Source organism: Mesorhizobium sp. WSM4840, from assembly GCF_055811755.1.
This window is the reverse complement of sequence record NZ_JBVVQD010000007.1, coordinates 101084-121157: the sequence shown is the minus strand read 5'-3', so window position 1 is coordinate 121157 and position 20074 is coordinate 101084. Positions and strand designations below refer to the sequence as shown.

The window sequence follows — 20074 nt, the reverse complement described above, 5'->3', positions numbered from 1 at the left end:
TCCCTACTCAGCCGGCATCATGGCGCTTGGCGATAGTCGGCTCGGTTGCGGACGGCAGCTCGACCCGGTCGTCCGGGCCATGCCAGACGAGCCGGGTGAGGAAATAGGCGTAGGCGGCAAGCAGCACGTTGTAGACCACGAAGAACAGCACCAGCGACGTCGCTACCGATGCGACCGGCAGCCGCGAAGCCGCGTGGAGCGTTCGAAGCACGCCGTAGACAACCCAGGGCTGGCGCCCGACTTCGGCTGCAGTCCATCCGGCCAGCGTCGCCACAAAGCCGAGCGGGATCATCGCCACATGAACGGTGAGCAAGAGCCCGCTCTCGTGAAGCCGGCCTTTCCACCACCACAACAGGTTCCAGCCGGCGACGGCGAGCATTAGCACCCCGATGCCAACCATCACCCGGAAAGCCCAGAATGCCGTGAGGACGTGCGGCCGGTCCTGCGGGGCGAATTCCTTGAGGCCGCGAACCTCGCCGTCGAGGCTGTGCGTCAGGATGAGGCTCGCGAGCCTGGGGATGCCGATTTCGAAATGGTTGGCTTCTGCGCCTTGGTCCGGCCAGGCAAACAGTAGCAGAGGTGCGCCGGCCATCGTCTCCCAGCGGCCCTCGAACGCCGCAATCTTGGCCGGCTGATGCTTCTCCGCGACCAGACCGCTGGCGTCGCCGACGAAGATTTGCAAGGGAACGAGGATCGCGAGCGCGGCGACTGCAATCGAATGAGCGCGGCGCGCCACCTTCGGTGGCCGGTCCATGAGGAGGTGCAGCGCCGAGATGCCGGCCACGACGAACATCGCCGTCACATAGGATGCCAGCACCATATGGAGGAACCGGGTCGGCAGTGATGGGTTGAAGACGACGTCGAACCAGCTGTCGACGAACAGCCGGCCGCCTTCGATGTGGAAGCCAGCCGGGGTCTGCATGAACGAGTTCGCTGCGATGATCCAGAATGCGGAAACGAGCGTACCGAACGACACCATGGCCGTCGCAAAGAAATGCATGCGCGGACCGACCCGGTTCCAGCCGAACAGCATGATGCCGACGAACCCGGCCTCGAGGAAGAACGCCGAAAGCACCTCGTAGATGAACAACGGTCCGAGAACGTTGCCGGTGACGTCGGCGAACCGGCTCCAGTTCGTCCCAACCTCATAGGAGAGCACGACGCCGGTGACCACGCCCATGCCGAAGGTCAGCGCGAACACTCTCGTCCAGAATTTGTAGAGCAGTTCGTAGATTCGATCGCCGGTCTTGAGCCACAGGCCCTCGATCAGGACGAGGAAAGCCCCAAGTCCGATCGTCAGCGTCGGGAACAGGATGTGAAACGCGATCGTGAACGCGAATTGCAGACGAGAGAGCAGGACGGCATCAAATTCCATGTCGCGCTCCCGTCGGCTCAGTGCAGTTTGACGCGTGGCTTGGTACGGCCAGCCACGATCGCAGCGATGGTGTCGAGTCCGGTTTTGAAGGTGCCGTGGATCGCCTGCAGATGCATCTTGTAGAGCGCCCGGTACATCAGCCTGGCGATCAGCCCCTCGATCTTGAGCCCACCAACGACATTGCCGAAGGTACGGTAGTCGGCGAGTGAGACCAGCGAGCCGAAGTCGCGGTAGTGGAAGGCCGGCAGCGGTCGTCCGTTCAGCCGCGCGGCGACAACCTTGACGAGGTGATCGGCCTGCTGGTGGGCGGTCTGTGCGCGTGGTGGTAGCGGCGTTTCCTCACCGGGTAGGACGCAATTCGCGCAATCGCCGATAGCAAAGAGATTCTCGTCGCCCTTCACCTGCAGCGTCTCGTGCACGACCAGGCGGTTTATGCGATCGGGTTCGAGGCCGTCGAGATTTTTCAGGAAGTCCGGTGCCTTGATGCCGGCTGACCAGACAACGAGCTCGGCCGGGAGAAACAGCTTGTCGCCAAGCTTCACTCCGTCCGGCGTCACTTCGGTTACTCGCACACCGCAGCGTATCTGAATCCCAAGGTTGACAAGCAGCTGTGCGGAGTCGCGCGACAGGTGCTCCGGCAAAGCCGGGAGGATGCGTGGTCCCGCTTCGATCACGGTGATCCGGATCAGTTTCTCGAAATCGATGTTGTCGAGGTTGTGCGACGCGATTTCCCGCATCGACTTGTGCAGCTCGGCGGCAAGCTCGACGCCGGTCGCCCCGGCGCCGATGATGGCGCAGTGCAGCTGACCCGGCGACAGCGGCTCGTATTGCGCATTGGCGCGAAGGCACGCGTCGATCATGCGGCGGTTGAAGCGGGCCGCCTGCTCGGCGCTGTCGAGCGCGATCGCATTCATGGCGGCGCCGGGGGTTCCGAAATCATTGCAGACGCTGCCCACCGCCATCACCAGCGTATCGTAGCCGAGCACTCGCGGCGGAATGACCTGCCTGCCGTCCTCATCGAGGCTGGGCGCGACAAGCACCTGGCGCTTACTGCGGTCGATACCGACTACCTCGCCGATGCGATAGCGATAGTGATGGCCATGCGCATGGGCGATGTATTCCACTGAATCGCTTGTCGCATTGAGCGAGCCTGATGCGACCTCATGCAGCAACGGCTTCCAGATATGGGTGCGGTTGCGGTCAACAAGCGTGATCGAGGCACGCCGTCGTTTGCCAAATTTCTGGCCGAGCCGCGTGGCAAGCTCCAATCCGGCCGCGCCGCCGCCGACGATCAGCACCCGATGCAGCGAGGCATCCTTGTGGGACGGCGTTTCCGGGATGCCGGCGAACATGTCCTTCTCCGGCGCCGCGCCTGGCACGACTGCGATTGGTGGCGTCATCGATGTCACGGCATGCATTGCAATAGCTCCTCGCGGGGATCGGGAAACCGGATGGTTTTCATTCGTTCGATTCGTGGATCACGACGCCCTGCAGCATGTCGACGTCGCACTCCCACGGTTTTTCTGACAGCACGCGCTCGGCATGCGCGTAGCCGGCTTGCCAGCGCGAACGGATGCCGGAGCGGGTGAAGTCGATGTCCTTGGTGTGATCCTCGCCGCCGAGCCGCGGCGACAAGAGCCGCACTAGGTGCATGATTGTGCTGCATCCATAGGAGGCGAGTTCCTTGACCATCGGATCGTCGCGCTCGGATTCGGGAATGTGCTTGACTAGCTCGCGCACGACGTGGCGCAGCCGATGTAGTTGTTCCTGGCGGGCGACGTGGCTCTTGCCGCGGCTGGCATATTGCAGGTCCTTCAGGCGGCCCATCACCTGCCAGATGGTCTGCGGCTCGGAGCCGGAGGGCTGCCACATGTTGACGGCGAAGATGAGCGAGTCGCGGCGCGGCCGCTCGTCGAGCACGACTTCGATGGGCGTGTTCGAATAGACGCCGCCATCCCAATAGGGCTCGCCATCGATGCAGACCGCCGGGAAGGCCGGGGGCAGCGCCCCCGACGCCATGACGTGCGCCGGACCGAGGTCCATTTCGCGCGTGTCGAAGTATTTAAGCTGGCTGGTGTTGACGTTGACGGCGCCGACAGTCAGCCGTGTGTGCTTCTCGTTGAGGTAGTCGAAGTCGACCAGCCGGGTCAGGGTCTTCTTCTTCGGATCGGTCGTGTAGTAAGACGCGCGCTCGACACCCGCCGCGTGGTTGACGCCGAACAGCGCGGTCGGATTGGGCTCAAAGAAGCCCGGAATGCCGCGTACGATGGTATTCATGTTGGCAAAGGCGTTGCCAAGGAAAGGCGCCGACCACATCAGGTCGAGCGGACTGCCCTTGCCGACCTGATCCCAGAATTCCTGCAGCCGCGGCAGACGATCTTCGGGCTTGTTGCCTGCAATCAGCACGGCGTTGATGGCGCCGATCGAGGTGCCGATCACCCAGTCCGGATTGATGCCGCCCTCGACCAGAGCCTGGTAGACGCCGGCCTGATAGGCGCCGAGCGCGCCGCCGCCTTGCAGCACCAAGACCGTCTGCGGCTTCGCCGCGTGGTCGGCCATCGGCAGCACGGTGACCTTCGCCTCGGGGGGATTTCGGGTCATCTTGTTCATCGCTGCTGTCCTTGCTTGCTTGCGTACGATCCCGAAGAGCGGATCGCTCTGCCGGCAAGATCGAGTGCAGATTCAATTTGCTGGGGCGTCTTGCTGCGCGTCCGAGGAACGCGCAGGGGCGCCTCAATGTGCAGTCCAGCCGCCCTCGATCGGCAGGATCGCGCCCGTGATCGACGCTGCTTCCTCCGATGCCAGGAACAAGCAAAGCGCAGCGACCTGCTCTACGGTGACGAATTTCTTGGTCGGCTGCGCAGCGAGCAATACGTCCTTCACCACTTGCTCTTCGGTGATGCCGCGCGCCTTGGAGGTGTCGGGGATCTGCTTTTCGACGAGCGGCGTCAGCACGTAGCCAGGGCACACTGCGTTGACGGTGATCCCTTGCTCGGCAACCTCCAGTGCGACCGTCTTGGTCAGGCCGGCGACGCCGTGCTTGGCAGCAACGTAAGCCGACTTGAAGGGCGAGGCGACCAGCGCAATGCGCGGATGCGACATTGATGACGCGGCCACATTTGCGTTCCTTCATTCCACTGAGCGCGCGTCGGATCGTGTAGAACGACGCCATCATGTCGATTGCGACAACGGCTTCCCATTTCTCGACGGGGAATTCATCGATCGGCGCAACGTGCTGGATGCCGGCATTGTTGACCAGGATGTCGACCGCCCCGAACTCGGCGATCGCCTTGTCCATCATGGCCGTGATGGCGTCTCCCTTGCTCATGTCGGCGCCGTCGTAACGGACTGTCACGTGGTGTTCGCTTGCGATGCCATCCCGCAGTTTCTCGATTTCCTTGGTGTCGCCGAAGCCATTAAGGACGATATTGCAGCCTTTGGCCGCGAATGCCTCTGCAATGCCTTGGCCTATGCCGCTGGTCGAACCCGTCACAAGTGCTGTTTTTCCTCGAAGCATCATGGTTCTCCTGGCTCTCTAGGCAACTGCAGCCGGTTCCTTCCGGTAGCTCGTTTCAGAAAAGCAGTGTGGCCGGCCTGCCAAAGGATCGGAAATGCCGTTTGGACATTGAAATGATAGCGATCTCGCAACGTGGCCTCTGGGCAGCAAGGTTACGGCCGAACCGCGGAACAAAGGCCGCTGTCGATCGCCGCCGCAGGCGATCCCGCTGACTAGTTGTTCGGGGCCGTCAGCACACGTGCGAGTGCCATCGCGGCGATCAGGGCTGCGACGAGAACCGCCACGCACGCAGTCCATCCCAACCGGTCGAAGACCTGGCCGAGGACAAAACCGCCGACGAGACCACCAGCATAGTAGGAGGCGAGGTAGATCCCGCTTGCCGCTGCCTTGTCGCGCTTGGCAGTGCGGCCGACATGGCCTGTTGCAATCGCCTGGGCGAGGAACGTGCCGACCGCGACCAGCGCCATGCCGGCAAGCACGACGGACAGGCTGGTCGACAGCAGCGCGGCAAGCCCTGCGATCGCCAGGGCAAGCGTCAGCGCTATGCCGCTCTTCGGGCCGAAGCGCCTGGCGACGCGGCCGGCCAGCGGCGTCGTGATCATCGATGGCAGGAACACGAAATAGACGAGGCCGAGCGCCATCGGCGACAGGCTGATCGGCTGGGCGGTGAGCTGGAAGTTGACATAGGTGAACGTGCCGATGAAAACGAACAGGATGAGGAAGCCGATCGCGAAAGAATGGAGCAGCTGGCGATCTCTGAAATGCGTGGTCCAAGCGTGCATACCAGGCATCGCGCCGCCGGTCGCCATCATCCGTTCCGTCTTCCTAAGCGTCAGCGCGACAAGCAATGCGCCCGCAATGTTGAGAGCCGCGAAGGTCAGGAAGTTGGTCGAGATGCCGAACGTATCGGCGACCGCCGCCGACATGATACGGCCGAAGAAATTGCTGGCGACATTTCCGGTGACGTATGCGGCGAGCGCGCCGGTCGCCTGCGCTGGCGAAAAATGCTCGGCGAGATAGGCCACGGTCAGCGTGAAGGCGGTCGACATACAGAGCCCTTGCGCGACCCGCAGCAGGGCAAATGTCGTGATGTCGTCGGTCATCGAAAGCAGCGTCGTCGGAATGGCGAGCACCGCAAGGCTTATCCAGATCCCGTTGCGCCGATCGACGTTGCGGCCGAACAGCGCAACGACGATGCCCGCAATGGCCATGCCGAACGTGCTCGCGTTGACCGCAAAGCCCATCGTCGCGCGGCTTACCCCGAACTTTATCACCAGCGACGGCAATATCGCCTGCGTGGCGAAGAGATCGACAAGCGTAAGGAAAGCGATGAGAGCTATGAGTCCGAATCGCCAACTGTCAGCGGCGACCATGCGTAGCGTGGTAGGGGCAGTCTGTTCGACGCTGGTCATTCATATTCTCCGGGAACGATTCGACGTTCCGTACCTGAGCGGACTGGTGGCGGCGCGAAAGGCCGCCGGTTCACGTCGTGTGCTCGTCCATGGCAGCCGGCAGGATATCGGTCGAGTAAAGGATGGCCGGCACCTTGCCGTTGTTCTGCCAACGGGCGAGCAGACCGAATTCGGCGAACGCTGCAGTGGAGCCGAGCAGGACAAGGGCGAGGAGCAATGGCTCAAGCCAGGTGTGGGACGCAATCACTTCATAGGCCATGTCCAGTTCTCCTCCGTGGGGCCCAACGTATGGGGCGGGGTATGACGGGAGTGTCACTGGCCAGGCGCACAAAGAGAAATGCTCTATGTCTTTCGTTTCCATACCAAAAACCTATCGTATGCAGGCAAAACAGGTTGCTTGGCGACTTACATCAGCTCCCTCTGCGCCCCATCCTTGGTCGTCAACGCGACCTTGTAAGACGGCGGCGCCCAAGGAGCTGGCGACTGAATTCCACGCGCGACTTCACTCGATTGCCCCGCTGCGCGCGGCGCTTGCAGATACAGGAGCGCCTGATGTACGATACCGCTCTCGCAATCGACGACGCCGTGCAGCCAGACAGAATCGCTGTCTTCATCGAGGCCGAGCATGGCTGGATGACGTTACGCGGGGTCCGTGCGCATAGCTCGCGCATAGGCTAAGGGGGCCGTACCCATGCCCAGCGATGGCGCTCGACGCAAAACGGCGTTTGTCCTTGCAGGCGGGGGCAGCTTTGGCGCCATTCAAGTCGGTATGTTGCGTTCGCTCGCGCGCCTCGACATTTCAGCGGATATGGTTGTCGGCTCAAGCGTCGGCGCGCTGAACGGCGCCTACTACGCGGGCAACCCAACGATTGAAGGAGTCCGGGAGTTGGAGACGATCTGGCGCGGATTGCGTCGGAACGACGTGTTTCCGCTGACATGGCGGACGATGGTCGGATTCTTGCGTCGGCGGGATTTCCTTGTCGCGTCGGACGCGCTTCAGGGGCTCGTCGACCGTCATCTCCCCTACCGCAACCTCGAGGACGCAAGCATCCCGGCCTACGTCGTCGCCACCGACATACTGTCGGGCGGAACCGTCGTGCTGTCGAAAGGTTCAGCCGCGCAAGCCATCATGGCGAGTGTCGCAATACCGGCGGCCTTCGCACCGGTGCAATTCAATGATCTCTATCTTGCCGACGGCGCGGTATCGAGCAACACGCCGATCAAGGTAGCAGTCGATCACGGCGCGCAGCGCCTGATCGTCATGCCCACCGGTTTTGCCTGCGCGCTCGACAAGCCCCCCGTCGGGGCGGTTGCAAACGCGCTGCATGCACTGACCTTGCTGATTGCACGGCAGTTGATGACCGAATTGCAAGGGCTTGACGACCGCATTGATTATTTTGTCGTGCCACCACTGTGTCCGCTAGTCGGATCGCCCTATGATTTCTCTCATACGAACGAGTTGATCGAGGAAGCTGCATCAAGCACCGACGCTTGGCTCGCCGATGGAGGCCTCGATCGTCCGCGCATCATTGCGCATCAATTGATGTCCCACAAGCACACGAGTTAGCTCGCCGTTGCCGACATTTCACAGCAGTAGATGAAGCGCGGCTAGTGGATGGGTCGTGGGATAGACCCGCCAATGCCGTCGGCAAAAGGGCGCCTCAAGAGATCTTGAGGCCGCCCATCGCGGGAACGGAAATGGACGAGGGGGACAGCCTCCCTGTGTGGCTTTGACACAAGATCATTCCCCCGATAACTATCTGCTTTTATTTAACCATCTGCCCTATCAATCATTGCGACAATTTCACAGAACGTAGTGGCTGCGATGATAGGGCCGCCGTTCTTCTCCTGCACCAATATCGCCGTGCGCAGCGAGCCGGCGCGAGTCGGCACCGCCAGCGTGGCCTCTCCCCCGCTCCACTGGCCCAGCTTCACCAGATCGCGGACGACGTGAGAATGGGGCAGTCTGTGACTCTTGTTCTCGCCACGTGCGACCGGCACCTCGATCACCTTCGGGTCGTAGCGAACCAACCATACGTCTGTGCTGCCTGCAGGGGCTTTCCCGCGCCCGATCGTCACGTAGCCATCAGCCAATCTCACGTCCGGCCCTTCGTTGGAGCGCGCGTCCCCGAGCAGACCCTCTACCTCGGAGAGGCGATTGCCGACAGTGCTGATCCGCCCGGAGCGGATAGGGCTACGCCGTGCAGCGGTTGAGGCCTACACTGTCCGTTCTGCCGGCGCCATGTCGCGGCGATGGCGCAACTCAAGCCGGCCCTGCGTGAGAAAGGCGTTGAATGCCTGGCGGTGGTCATTACGCCGGTCGAGCGAGCGCAGCTCTATTTCCGTTACCACCCGGCCCCCGATCTTCTCGCCGCATCCGACCCGAAGCGGGCCTCGCACCGTGCTTTCGGCTTGCGCCACCTCTACGGGCTTAGCCGCACCAGTATGTGCCAACGTCGCCGAGGGACCCCGATTCTGGCGTTCGCGGGCGGCACCAGCCGGTCGCTGTCGCCGTGGACGATGAGCACCTGGGCCGACCGCCGACGACCACTCTGCGGGCGCCTGCAGGCCCCAGCGGCGCAGGGCGGTCGGCTCGCGCGGTACGTCCCCGGGCTGGCCGGCATGTCGTGCCCCGTCGTGCGTTCCTTCAGCCGCGCGAGGTAGGCGCGGGCGGCTGACCTGTCGTGTACGTCCGTTCAGCCGCCGTTGAGTGCTTCGTCCAGTGCCGTCGTCTGGGCCTTGACGAAGGCCCGGGAGATGGCGGCTTTCGCTTCGATGGCGTCGAAGTTGTGGTAGGCGCCGGGCACTACGTGCAGGGTGCTGGCGACGCCCGCCTGCTGCAGTCGCCGGGCGTAGGTGACGTCCTCGTCGTGGAACAGGTCGTTGGTGCCGACGCCGATCCATGCGGGCGGCAGGCCAGAGAGGTCGTCGTAGCGGGCCGGCGCGGCCAGCGGGGGCACGTTGCCGTCCGCGGTGGCGGGGCCGAGGTAGGAGCGCCAGCCGAACCGGTTGCTGGCCGGGCTCCAGAGGCGGAGCCGCCGCGGGTCAATGTCGGTGCGGGTGGTGGTCCGGTCATCCAGCATTGGGTAGGACAGCAGTTGCAGAACCGGACGGATCTCGCCGCGTTCCTTCGCCAGCAGCGCCAACGCGGCGGCCAGACCACCGCCGGCGCTGGCGCCACCGATGGCGATGCGTGCGGGGTCGATGTCTGGTTGGCGGGCGAGCCATTGCAGCGCGGTGTAGCAGTCTGCCAGCGGCGCCGGAAACGGGTGCTCGGGCGCGAGCCGGTACTCCACCGAGACGACGACGATGTTGAGCTGATCGGCGATCCGGCGGCAGAAGCCGCTGTCCTGCACCGCGTCGCCGAGCACCATTCCGCCGCCGTGGATCCACAACAGTGCCGGAGTCCGAGGCCGGGCCGAAGCCGGGCGGAAGACGTGTACTGACACATCGGCGTTCACGGATACGACCTGCGCGTCCGGCCGCCGAGTGATCCCGGTGAGCTTGGTGAGGACACGGAGCGCGGGAAGCGTTCGGGCGTTGATGATGGTGCGGGGAAGGAACCGCGCGGCTCGCAGCTGTGGGTTGAAGGGTTGCTCGGTCATCGTGTTCCTATCTGATGGAGGGCGACGTCGCCGGGAGTGCCGGGGGGGTAATCGCAGAAATGAAGGTCATGGTCGGAGCTCGGCGTCCACCAGGGCCAGGGCGTTGCGGAGGCCCTGCTCGAGGAGGTCGTCGGAGAGCTGTCGGTCGGTCAGGGCGCGGGAGAGTTGTAGCGTCCCGGCCATCAGGCCGAGGAGGCTGAGCGCCTTCACGCGGGCCGAGGGCGGATCTTCGGGTGCCATGCGGGCGGCGAGGCCGTCGATGACGACCAGCACGCCGTCGGTGTACGCCTGCCTGATTGCGTCCGCGCTGCGCCCGATCTCGTCGAGCAGGGCGGCGTTGGGGCAGCCGTCGCCGGGATTGTCCCGGTGGTGGGCCGACAGGTACCAGCGCACGAGCTGTTCGAGCCCGGCCGGGCCGGGCTCCGCCAGCTCGACGATGTTCGCGTGCAGTGTGTGCAGTTGGTCGGTGACCGCCTCCGCGACGAGGCTGTCCTTGGATTCGAAGTGGGCGTAGAAGGCGCCGTTGGTCAGGTCCGCGTCCTTCATGAGCGTCGCGACTCCGGAGCCGTCGATACCGTCCCGCTTGAGCCGTCGACCGGCCGTCGCAATGATCCGCTGCCTTGTCTCCTGCTTGTGTTCTTTCGTGTAACGCACCATGCGTTCCTCTATCTCAGCCGGGCTTGCGCTCCGGATACTACTATGGCCAGGTCAGTGTGCAGCGTTGGCAAGGAGAGCCGGGACGTTGATCCTCGCGGTCTGCACTTTCGAGTCGTGGGGCTCGGGGAGCCCGCCGTTGGTGATGTACGGTGCGTGGTGGCGGGCCGTCTGCTGGCTCTGCTGCTGCATGACTCTCCTCGGTAGACCTGCGAATGACTGGTTAGTGGATCTCGGCAGCGATCAGCTCGGCATCCGGTTGAATCTGCGGATGACGCGGTCGAAGATCCGCGCCGGGGCGACGCGGTGCACCGCGTTGATGATCCGGGCGGTCGTACCGGCGGTGCGCCGTAGTTTCGGGTTCCGGTCGGTGGCCGCCGCGACGATCACCTTGGCGACGACGGCGGGGTCGTCGCCGCTGCTGAGGTTCTTCTCCAGCAGCTCGTCGTAGTTGCGCCGTCCCGCCGCGTAGAGCGGCATGGCGGTATCGGCCTCCACGCTGTGGCCTGCGAACGGAGTGTTGATCGGGCCGGGCTCGACGAGCAGGACCCGGACGCCGTAATCGCGAACCTCGTGGTCCAGCGACTGGGAGTAGCCCTCGACCGCGTGCTTGGTCGAGACGTAGAGGGCCATGAACGGGCTGGGGACGAACCCGCTGAGGGAGGAGACATTGATGATGCGTCCGCGGCCTTGGACGCGCATGTGCGGCAGGACCGCCTTGGTCGTCCGCATGACGCCGTAGACGTTAATGTCGAAGATGTCCTGCGTCTGGGTGATCGAGAACTCCTCGGCTGCGCCGGTTGTGCCAACGCCGGCGTTGTTGACCAGGACGTCGATGTGCCCGAACCGGTCGATCACCTGCTTGACCGCTAAGGCGACCGATTCGTCGCGGGTCACGTCGAGGTCCAGGTAGCTCACCCCGGCGGGCGCGGTGTGTTTTGCGGTGTTGCGGCCGGTTCCGATCACCTGGAAACCTGCGGCGGCCAAGGCGATCGCTGTGGCCTTGCCGATGCCTGAGGTGGCGCCTGTTACGAGCGCAACCTGCGGAGTTGTTGTCATCATAAGCTCCTGAAGTTTTGAATTACGTTCATACGACAATAGCCGTTGGGCGGTCGCAAGGCAAGGATTAAATTATGTTCGTACTCTCATGGAGGGCGAGACGAGGACCACAGGGGGCCGGGCGGTAACGGTAAGCGGTCTCGCATGGGCCGGCCTTCGAGCTCGAAGTGGATTGCATCTGCGATCCAGCGACCGTGGTCGAGGTCCTAGAGGGCTATCTGGCGACGCTGATCGTCGATGGCCGCAGGCAGGCAGCTTTCGGCCCCTGAGCGGTCAGGACGTGAACTGTTCACACAGAGGCGTTGCCGATCTTTCGCTGCGCCCGCTCAATCGCGCGCTGCACTATCCGAAACTACAAAACCGTTTCAAAAACCGTTTCAGTTTGCTGATTTGAAACGGTGCAACTTGGCTAAGCTTTTGAGATTATTGGCGCGCCCGAAGAGATTCGAACTCCTGACCCCCAGATTCGTAGTCTGGTGCTCTATCCAGCTGAGCTACGGGCGCGCAACAGGCCATGCTTTGCATGGCCCGCGATCCGATCCTTGACGACCGGCCGCGATGTGACGTGTTCCCTAGCGACTGAATTTCCGAAAAGCAAGCCGATCCGGCAAAAGTTTTGCTGTTGTGCCTTGACGAGGATCGGGCGGGGCAAGGATCAGGCCGGGCGGCGCAGGCCGTTGCGGGCCTGGTCGAGCCGGACCGGCTGGTCCGGAATGGTAACCGCGAATGCGGTGCGGCCGCCTCTGCTTTCGACAAGCTCCACCGTGCCGCCATGGGCGCGGATCAATTCATAGGCGATCGCCAGGCCAAGGCCGGTGCCGCCGCTGCGGGCCGAGCCGCGAAACGCCGCGAACAGGTTCTCGCGCGCCTTCGGCGGCAGGCCGGGGCCGGTGTCGGTGACCGTGATGCGGCTGACGCTGCCGACGCGCTCGGCCGACACCTCCAGCCGGCGTACCACCGCACTTTCCGCGTCCGCCGCCATCGCCTGCACGGCGTTGCGGCAAAGATTGGTGAGCACGCGAAAAAGCTGATCGGAATCGGCATCCACCTCGAAAGCCAGATCGACGGCGTTGACGAATTCGATGCCGCCTTCGGTGTCGAGCAGGCCGTGGACGTCGTCGACCAGCTGGCGCAGCCTGAGCCTGCGGCGCGAGGGCGGCGGCTCCTGGGTGCGGCCATAGGCGAGCACACCTTCCGAATAGGATACGGCACGATCGAGCGCCCGCAGCAGTTTCGGCGCGAAGGCCTGCACGGTCGGGTCCTTGACCTGGCGCAGACGGTCCGACATCAGCTGCGCCGACGCCAGGATGTTGCGCATATCATGGTTGATCTTCGACACGGCGAGGCCAAGGTCGGCGAGATGTTTCTGCTCGGAGAGCATCTTTTGCAGCCGCTCCTGCATCTGCGAGAGCTCGCGCTCTGCAACGCCGATCTCGTCGGCGCGGGCGGCAGGGTGGATGATCCGCCCGGGGTCGTCCGGCGCCTCGGAAAAGGCCAGCATCGAGCGCGTCATCGTCCGGATCGGGCCGATCATGATCAGGTCTATGGCTGCATAGACCAGCATGGCGGTGAACAACGAGATCAGCAGCGAGACGAAGGCGACGTTGCGCGAATAGATGAGCATGGCATTGCGCAGGCTGTAGTCGGGCATGATCAGCTCGAATTCCTTGTCGCTGTCGCCGACCGGGCCGAAAACGCGCAGCATCCGCTCGCCGCCGAAAAACAGCGTGTCCAAAGCGCCGGTCATGCCCGCGACCAGGCCGACATTGGCGATGTCGATATGCTCGTCGACCTGCGGCGGCATCTCAGCCACGACCAGAAGCCGCGAGACACCCCCGTCGCGCACGGCGATCGCCTTTGCGCCGATCGCCATCAGCACATCGTTCTGGGCGGCGCGGGACAGCGAGGCGGGCTCTCCCTGCACCAGCACGATCGAGACGGCCGCAGCGGTGCTCAGCCTTTCCTTCAGCCAACTCATCCGGTAGCTGGCGATCCAGGGCAGAAAGATAAGGACCTCGGCCAGGAGCACGAAGACGATGGTGAGCAGCAGGAGCTTGGTCGACAATCCTCGCGACAACGGCACCCTCCGGGCGGCGGTCGTCGCCCGATCGGTCCTTTCATCGGATAGGATTTCACTCATGCTGCTTTTTTCTTCACGATCACTTGATCGAGCGAGATTAGGCTATTTTCGGCTTTTTTGCCAATTTCATCCTTCGTCCCAATACGGGATAAGGCCGCCCAGACTTCAGCCATCGGACTGACGGTGCCGGATGTCGGCGCCGGATTGACTTCCAAAACCCTTCTTTCTATAAGCCCGCTCACGCTCGGGCCATTCGTCCCGGCGCGGTTTCGATCGCGCCAAAACCGGCCGGGCAAAGCTCCTGTTACAGAGTGACAGAATCAAGAAGGGCCGCACCCCGCGGTATTAAAACAAATGAAGCGTACCTACCAACCGTCCAAACTCGTCCGCAAACGCCGGCACGGTTTCCGTGCCCGCATGGCCACCAAAGGTGGTCGTGGCGTCGTCGCAGCCCGCCGCAACCGCGGTCGCAAGCGGCTCAGCGCCTGAACGGAAGACGAGATCGTTGCCCGCAACCGGCAAGCCAGTGGGAGCACATCCCAAGCGGCTTCTGAAGCGCGCGGAATTCCTGGCCGTCCGGCGTGGCGAAAAGCGCCGCGGGCGGCTTTTTCTCGTCGAGGTTCTGGACCGCAGCGACGCAGAGGCGCCTCGCGTCGGCTACACGGTCACCAAGAAAGTCGGCAACGCAGTCGCCCGCAACCGCATCCGGCGGCGACTGAGAGAAGCCGTGCGCACGCATGCCGCGGGTGACATGAAGCCTGGCAATGACTATGTCATCGTCGGGCGCGAAGATGTGCTTACCATTCCGTTCGGCCAGTTGAAGGCCGAACTCTCCCGCCGACTGCGCGGAACACGATAGGCCAAGGCTTTCGATGGAAAACAACCGGAACTTCTTCATCACCATCGCGCTGTCGGTGCTGATCCTGTCGCTTTGGCAGTATTTTTACGTGCTGCCGCACAGCGAGGCGCAACGCGAGGCGGCCCGTATCGAAGAGCAGCGGCTAGCGGAGCAGAAGAAGGCGGCCCAAGGCACCAGTCCGGGTGGCAGCGAAACGCCGGTGCCGAAGCAAGGTGCCATTCCTAGCGCACCGGGAACCGAAGGCACGACGCCGGCCGGCCGCGAGCAGGCGCTGGCATCGACCAAGCGCGTCAGGATCGACACGCCGAGCCTGGAGGGCTCGATCAACCTCACCGGCGCTCGTCTCGACGACCTCAAGCTCAAGCACTACACGCTGACGGTCGACAAGAACTCGCCCGAGATCGAACTGCTCAACCCGGCAGCGCTGCCTACGGGCTACTATGCCGAGATCGGCTTTGTCGGCAGCGACAAGACCGGCACGGTGCCGGGCCCGGAAACCGTGTGGACCGTCGACGGCAATACGACGCTGACGCCGGCGACCCCGGTCACGCTGAGCTTCACCAACGACAAGGGCCTGACCTTCAAGCGCACCTTCTCCGTCGACAGCGACTACATGTTCACGGTGTCGGACACGGTGCAGAATTCGGGGTCGGCCGCCGTTACCCTGTCGAATTACGGTCGTGTTACCCGCTTCGACAAGCCTGCCGTTGCCAGCATCTATGTGCTGCATGAGGGGCTGATCGGCGTCACCGGCACGGAAGGCCTGCAGGAACACAAATATGCGGCGGTCGAGGAGGACAAGCAGTTTACGCCGGGCAAGTCGACCGATGGCTGGCTGGGCATCACCGACAAATACTGGGCGGTGACGCTGGTTCCGACGGAGAAGCAGCCGTTCCAGCCGCGTTACGCCTATTTCGAGGACGGCCGCCCGCGCTACCAGGCCGACTTCCTCACCGACCCGATCACCGTTGATGCCGGCCAGTCGGCGACGGTCGAGACCGAAATCTTCGCCGGCGCCAAGGAAGTCGCCAAGGTCAACGCCTATGCAGAAGACCGCAACATCAGGCTGTTCGACCGTTTGATCGACTGGGGATGGTTCATCTGGATCACCAAGCCGATGTTCTATCTGATCGACACGCTCTACAAATTCTTCGGCAATTTCGGCGTGGCTATCCTGGCCACTACCGTCGTCGTCAAGGCGCTCTTCTTCCCGCTCGCCAACAAGTCCTACGCGTCGATGGCGAACATGAAGAAGGTGCAGCCCAAGATGCTTGAGATCCGCGAGAAATACGCGGACGACAAAATGAAGCAGCAACAGGCGATGATGGAGCTCTACAAGACCGAGAAGATCAATCCGCTCGCCGGCTGCTGGCCGGTGGCGCTGCAGATTCCGGTCTTCTTTGCGCTCTACAAGGTGCTCTACATCACCATCGAGATGCGGCACGCACCGTTCTTCGGCTGGATCCAGGATCTGGCGGCGCCCGACCCGACCTCGATCTTCAACCTATTCGGCCTCATTCCGATCGCGCTACCGGATATGTTGATGATCGGCGTCTGGCCGCTGATCATGGGCGTGACCATGTTCCTGCAGATGCGCATGAACCCGACGCCGCCCGACCCGACGCAGGCCATGATCTTCACCTGGATGCCGGTGGTCTTCACTTTCATGATGGCGGGTTTTCCGGCCGGCCTCGTCATCTACTGGGCCTGGAACAATCTGCTTTCGATCATTCAGCAAGGCGTGATCATGAAGCGACAGGGCGCCAAGATCGAGTTGTGGGACAATCTGGTCGCGCTGTTCCGGAAGAAACCGTCACCGGCGGAATAGCCGGCGCTCCCTTTTTGCGAATCCAGGAAAGCCCCGGTTCGAACGGGGCTTTTTTCGCACAAGCCGAGCCGCCGGCGAACGGCGAAACCAGTCGGCCCGGCGGTAGACGCCGCCGCGGATGATCCGCTGCGCACGCGGTTGGTGCTGCCGGGCGGATCGCGCTATTTTTGACCTGCCTGTTTTTTCGTCGATGGAGCCATCTATGATAGGACCCAACCCCAACATCAAGCACCCGATCCCGATGCATACCCGCGTCGGCTTCCTGAAGGGACTGGTCACGGCGCCGAATATCGAGATCGGCGACTTCACCTATTATGACGATCCGGACGGGCCGGACAAATTCGCCGGGCGGTGCGTGCTGCATCATTATCCATTCATCGGCGACCGGCTGATCATTGGCAAGTTCTGCGCCATCGCCGAGGGCACGCGCTTCATCATGAACGGCGCCAACCATGCCATGTCCGGCTTTTCGACCTATCCGTTCAACATCTTCGGTCATGGCTGGGAAGAGGGTTTCGACCCGGCAACCTGGTCGAGAGAATTGCGCGGCGACACAGTGGTCGGCAATGATGTATGGATCGGCATGGAAGCGGCGATCCTGCCCGGCGTGACGATCGGCCATGGCGCCATCGTTGCGGCAAAATCGGTGGTGACGCATGACGTGCCACCCTATGCGATCGTCGCCGGCAATGCGGCCAAGGCGGTGAAGATGCGCTTCGACGACAGGACCATCCGGCGGCTTTTGGCGGCCGCGTGGTGGGATTGGCCGGTGGAAAAGATCAGCCACAATCTCAATGCCATTCGTGGCGCCGATATTTCTCTTCTGGAGGCAGCGGTTTGAACGCGTTGAACAAGACCGTGATCGGCATAGAGCTGTTCACGCGGCCGTGGATCTTCATCCGCGGCGTGCCGGCAATGAAATTCCTGCCACCTGAAGGGCCGCCTGAGATCGCCTTTGCCGGCCGCTCGAATGTCGGCAAATCGTCGCTGATCAACGCGCTGGTCAATCAGAAGGGACTGGCGCGCACATCAAATACGCCGGGGCGGACGCAGGAACTCAACTATTTCGTTCCGGGCGGATTTTCCGGCGAAGGCGCCGATCTGCCGCCGATGGCGCTGGTCGACATGCCGGGCTACGGCTACGCCACCGCGCCCAAGGAGAAGGTCGACGACTGGACGAAACTCGTCTTCGACTATCTCAAGGGCCGCGTCACGCTGAAGCGGGTCTACGTGTTGATCGACGCCCGCCATGGCATCAAGGCCAAGGACGACGAAGTGCTGTCGCTGCTCGACAAGGCGGCGGTATCCTACCAGATCGTGCTGACCAAGACCGACAAGATCAAGGTGGCCGGTTTGACGAGGCTGACCGAAGAGACACTGCAGAAGATCAAGAAGCGGCCGGCCGCGTTTCCGTTCGTTCTCGCCACGTCGTCGGAAAAGAACGAGGGCCTCGAGGAATTGCGCGCGACGATCGTGCTGGCGGCCAATGGCGGCTAATGCATGTCGCGCAAAAGTGTGCAGCGGTTTTGCGATAACGACATGCATAAACAACAACCTAAAGCGCGTCGCGTGAGGCCGGTCAAAACGCGACGCGCTTTAAGACTTTGCCTCTAGGGCAATCGTCTGGGTGCTTTCTTCCGCGGCAAGCCTTTCGGTGCCGTAAGCCTTCAAGAACATGCCGACGCCCGACCTGACGATGTGGTCGATTTCATCCTGGCTCGGGGCTTTGGTGCGGTAGGCGAATATGCACTGACGGAAAAGGCCCGCCAGGCACAGTTCGGTAAACTGATAGGCGGCAAGATCGACATCGTCGATCTTGAGCAGGCCGCGCTCGATGGCGGCATTGAGAAAAGCAACGACCTTGTCATGGCCGCGTTTCGGGCCGCGTTCGTAAAAGCGCGCGCCAAGTTCGGGAATCCTGTCCGACGCGCCGATTACCGTGCGCTGCGCCTGGATGACCTTGGCCGAGGTGATCTTGAGGGACAGCACCTTGCCGAACTTCACCAGCGTCTCGCGAAGGTCGTCGGCGCGGTCGAGCATATCGTACATGTTCTTGAAGATCGTGCCGCGTTCTTCCTCGATCAGCGCTTCGAACAGCTCTTCCTTATTGGCGAAGTAGACATAGATCGTGCCCTTGGAAACGCCGGCCTCGCGGGTGATGTCGTTCATCGACGCCGCTTCAAAGCCCTTGTCGATGAAGACACGACGCGCGCCTTCGATGATCTGGCTGCGCTTGACCGGGTCCTGTCCCGCCGCCGGGCGGCCGCGACGCAGGCCATCCAGCAGCTCGCACTGGTCCTTGTCGGGTTCGGTCATAACGTCACACCTCGAAAAATATTCGAACCGATCGGTTCGATCGCCCTTGATATGGGCCTCTCTCCGCGCTAAGTCAACGTTCGCATCGAACCGAACGGTTCAGTATGACTAATTTTTCAGAGAGATGCCCAGTTTCCAGAGAGAATGCCAAGAGAGATCCCATGTCCTCGAACGCGACCCCCACCGCCGAAGTCCGTCCATTCCCCAACGCCAAGGTTGCGCCAGCAATCGAAGCGCCGAACCCACCGACTGAGCCCGCAATAAGTCCTCCGGCCGAGGCACCGGCGAAAAAGAAGCGTTCGGCACGCTCCTTTCTGTTGCCGATCATCGCGCTTGGCTTGCTGGGCGCAGGCGCCTCGTATGGCTACGATTACTGGACCGACGGACGTTTCATGATCTCAACCGACGATGCCTATGTCCAGGCCGACATGGCGTTCATCTCGCCGAAAATCTCCGGCTATGTCGATCAGGTCAAGGTGACCGAGAACCAGCAGGTCAAGGCCGGCGACCCGCTGCTGGTCGTCGACAATGGCGACTACAAAATAGCGGTCGCCCAGGCCGAGGCGCAGATCGCCACCTTGAGCAAGACTCTCGACCGCATCGACGCCCAGACCGAGGCGGCACGCGCATCGCTCGAGCAGGCGCAGGCGCAGAAGACCGCCGACCAGGCCGCCGCCGCCAATGCGGCGCGTGTTCAAGCGCGCGCCGCCCAATTGCTAAAGACGCATGTCGGCACCCAGGCTCAACTGGATGATGCCCAGACCGCGGTCGAGCAGGCCAATGCCGCCCTTGTAGGCGCCGACGCCCAGATCGCGGCGGCTGAGGCCAATATCGGTGTGCTCCAGGCGCAGCGCGTGGAGACGGCAAGCACGCTGGCGTCGCTGCAGCTTGCCCGGGACAAGGCCGCGCGGGACCTGTCCTTCACCGTGCTGCGCGCGCCCTATGACGGTGTCGTCGGCAACCGCTCGGTCGAGCAAGGCGACCTGATCAGCCCCGGACAGAAGCTCGCCGTCATCGTGCCGATGGACAAGCTCTACATCGTCGCCAATTTCAAGGAGACCCAGCTTGCCCGCCTGGTGCCTGGCGAAAAGGTCAGGATTTCGGTCGACGCGATCGACGGCCAGGATTTCGAAGGCACCGTCTCGTCGCTGGCGCCGGCATCCGGCGCGGTGTTCTCGCTGCTGCCGCCGGAAAACGCCACTGGCAATTTCACCAAGGTCGTGCAGCGCGTCCCGGTTCGCATCGACGTGCCGGCGGCTGTGCTGAAGACAGGCAAGCTGCGCGCCGGCCTCAGCGTCGTCGTCGCCGTCGACAGCCGCACCGCACCGGCCGCGTCGAACTGAGCGACCGCTTGGGAGCAATGCCGTGG

20 protein-coding genes, 1 tRNA gene and 2 pseudogenes are annotated in these 20074 nt (G+C 62.9%); 9 read left to right on the top strand and 14 right to left on the bottom strand.

Annotation, left to right across the window (positions count from 1 at the left end; translation table 11 throughout):
• Positions 1-7 precede the first annotated feature (7 nt).
• The 6 genes and pseudogenes from AC0L3I_RS12365 to AC0L3I_RS12340 form a co-directional block, all read right to left on the bottom strand.
• Positions 8-1375, bottom strand: coding sequence for a cytochrome ubiquinol oxidase subunit I (locus AC0L3I_RS12365; protein ID WP_473527059.1), 1368 nt, complete (start codon positions 1373-1375; stop codon positions 8-10).
• Positions 1376-1392: 17 nt separating this feature from the next.
• Positions 1393-2727 carry an NAD(P)/FAD-dependent oxidoreductase gene (locus AC0L3I_RS12360; protein WP_473488540.1) on the bottom strand — a complete coding sequence of 445 codons (1335 nt, stop codon included), beginning with the start codon at positions 2725-2727 and terminating at the stop codon, positions 1393-1395.
• Between the two features lie 106 nt (positions 2728-2833).
• Positions 2834-3985, bottom strand: a complete 1152-nt coding sequence (locus tag AC0L3I_RS12355; protein ID WP_473527058.1) for a patatin-like phospholipase family protein — start codon at positions 3983-3985, stop codon at positions 2834-2836.
• A 123-nt stretch (positions 3986-4108) separates the two neighbouring features.
• A pseudogene (locus tag AC0L3I_RS12350) lies at positions 4109-4892 on the bottom strand (3-hydroxybutyrate dehydrogenase).
• A gap of 212 nt (positions 4893-5104) precedes the next feature.
• Positions 5105-6304, bottom strand: coding sequence for an MFS transporter (locus AC0L3I_RS12345; protein ID WP_473527057.1), 1200 nt, complete (start codon positions 6302-6304; stop codon positions 5105-5107).
• A 70-nt stretch (positions 6305-6374) separates the two neighbouring features.
• On the bottom strand, positions 6375-6563 hold the full coding sequence (locus AC0L3I_RS12340; protein WP_473488488.1) for a hypothetical protein: 189 nt from the start codon (positions 6561-6563) through the stop codon (positions 6375-6377).
• On the opposite strand from AC0L3I_RS12340, the gene AC0L3I_RS12335 reads away from it, so the two are divergent.
• On the top strand, positions 6521-6982 hold the full coding sequence (locus tag AC0L3I_RS12335; RefSeq protein ID WP_473527056.1) for a GTP cyclohydrolase I: 462 nt from the start codon (positions 6521-6523) through the stop codon (positions 6980-6982). The genes AC0L3I_RS12340 and AC0L3I_RS12335 overlap by 43 nt on opposite strands.
• A gap of 13 nt (positions 6983-6995) precedes the next feature.
• Positions 6996-7871 carry a patatin-like phospholipase family protein gene (locus AC0L3I_RS12330; protein ID WP_473527055.1) on the top strand — a complete coding sequence of 292 codons (876 nt, stop codon included), beginning with the start codon at positions 6996-6998 and terminating at the stop codon, positions 7869-7871.
• A 203-nt stretch (positions 7872-8074) separates the two neighbouring features.
• Here AC0L3I_RS12330 and AC0L3I_RS12325 read toward each other — a convergent pair whose 3' ends face one another.
• On the bottom strand, positions 8075-8479 hold the full coding sequence (locus AC0L3I_RS12325) for a DUF1223 domain-containing protein (protein ID WP_473527135.1): 405 nt from the start codon (positions 8477-8479) through the stop codon (positions 8075-8077).
• Positions 8480-8518: 39 nt separating this feature from the next.
• Here AC0L3I_RS12325 and AC0L3I_RS12320 point away from each other — a divergent pair.
• Positions 8519-8728: pseudogene (locus AC0L3I_RS12320) on the top strand (redoxin domain-containing protein); the annotation flags it as partial.
• A gap of 272 nt (positions 8729-9000) precedes the next feature.
• On the opposite strand, the gene AC0L3I_RS12315 reads toward AC0L3I_RS12320, so the two are convergent.
• The 6 genes from AC0L3I_RS12315 to AC0L3I_RS12290 form a co-directional block, all read right to left on the bottom strand.
• The gene (locus tag AC0L3I_RS12315; RefSeq protein WP_473527054.1) at positions 9001-9909 is read right to left on the bottom strand and encodes an alpha/beta hydrolase; all 909 of its coding nucleotides are present in this window, start codon (positions 9907-9909) and stop codon (positions 9001-9003) included.
• A gap of 66 nt (positions 9910-9975) precedes the next feature.
• A complete protein-coding gene (locus AC0L3I_RS12310) occupies positions 9976-10566 on the bottom strand; it encodes a TetR/AcrR family transcriptional regulator (RefSeq protein WP_473488484.1) in 591 nt (196 codons plus the stop codon).
• Between the two features lie 240 nt (positions 10567-10806).
• Positions 10807-11625 (bottom strand): oxidoreductase, encoded by an 819-nt coding sequence (locus AC0L3I_RS12305; RefSeq protein ID WP_473527053.1) that lies wholly within the window; start codon positions 11623-11625, stop codon positions 10807-10809.
• Between the two features lie 424 nt (positions 11626-12049).
• A tRNA-Arg gene (locus tag AC0L3I_RS12300) sits at positions 12050-12126 on the bottom strand.
• Between the two features lie 151 nt (positions 12127-12277).
• Complete coding sequence (locus tag AC0L3I_RS12295; RefSeq protein ID WP_473488443.1) at positions 12278-13762, bottom strand: ATP-binding protein; 1485 nt, start codon at positions 13760-13762, stop codon at positions 12278-12280.
• A complete protein-coding gene (locus AC0L3I_RS12290) occupies positions 13759-13917 on the bottom strand; it encodes a hypothetical protein (protein WP_473527052.1) in 159 nt (52 codons plus the stop codon). Before AC0L3I_RS12290 ends, AC0L3I_RS12295 begins: the two co-directional genes overlap by 4 nt.
• Positions 13918-14056: 139 nt before the next feature.
• On the opposite strand from AC0L3I_RS12290, the gene rpmH reads away from it, so the two are divergent.
• From rpmH to yihA, 5 genes are all read left to right on the top strand, one after another.
• Positions 14057-14191 carry a 50S ribosomal protein L34 gene (rpmH, locus tag AC0L3I_RS12285; protein WP_008833937.1) on the top strand — a complete coding sequence of 45 codons (135 nt, stop codon included), beginning with the start codon at positions 14057-14059 and terminating at the stop codon, positions 14189-14191.
• A 16-nt stretch (positions 14192-14207) separates the two neighbouring features.
• The gene (gene rnpA, locus AC0L3I_RS12280) at positions 14208-14561 is read left to right on the top strand and encodes a ribonuclease P protein component (RefSeq protein WP_473488441.1); all 354 of its coding nucleotides are present in this window, start codon (positions 14208-14210) and stop codon (positions 14559-14561) included.
• A gap of 13 nt (positions 14562-14574) precedes the next feature.
• On the top strand, positions 14575-16389 hold the full coding sequence (gene yidC / locus AC0L3I_RS12275) for a membrane protein insertase YidC (RefSeq protein WP_473488440.1): 1815 nt from the start codon (positions 14575-14577) through the stop codon (positions 16387-16389).
• A gap of 202 nt (positions 16390-16591) precedes the next feature.
• Positions 16592-17230 (top strand): CatB-related O-acetyltransferase, encoded by a 639-nt coding sequence (locus AC0L3I_RS12270; protein WP_473488438.1) that lies wholly within the window; start codon positions 16592-16594, stop codon positions 17228-17230.
• Positions 17227-17886: a ribosome biogenesis GTP-binding protein YihA/YsxC gene (yihA, locus tag AC0L3I_RS12265; RefSeq protein ID WP_473488437.1), complete on the top strand. Its 660-nt coding sequence runs from the start codon at positions 17227-17229 to the stop codon at positions 17884-17886. The genes AC0L3I_RS12270 and yihA overlap by 4 nt, the downstream gene beginning before the upstream one ends.
• A 99-nt stretch (positions 17887-17985) precedes the next feature.
• On the opposite strand, the gene AC0L3I_RS12260 is transcribed toward yihA, so the two are convergent.
• Positions 17986-18705: a TetR/AcrR family transcriptional regulator gene (locus tag AC0L3I_RS12260; protein ID WP_473488436.1), complete on the bottom strand. Its 720-nt coding sequence runs from the start codon at positions 18703-18705 to the stop codon at positions 17986-17988.
• 161 nt (positions 18706-18866) lie between these two features.
• Between AC0L3I_RS12260 and AC0L3I_RS12255 the strand changes: the two genes are divergently transcribed.
• Positions 18867-20048, top strand: a complete 1182-nt coding sequence (locus AC0L3I_RS12255) for an HlyD family secretion protein (RefSeq protein WP_473488435.1) — start codon at positions 18867-18869, stop codon at positions 20046-20048.
• The last annotated feature ends 26 nt before the right edge of the window (positions 20049-20074 follow it).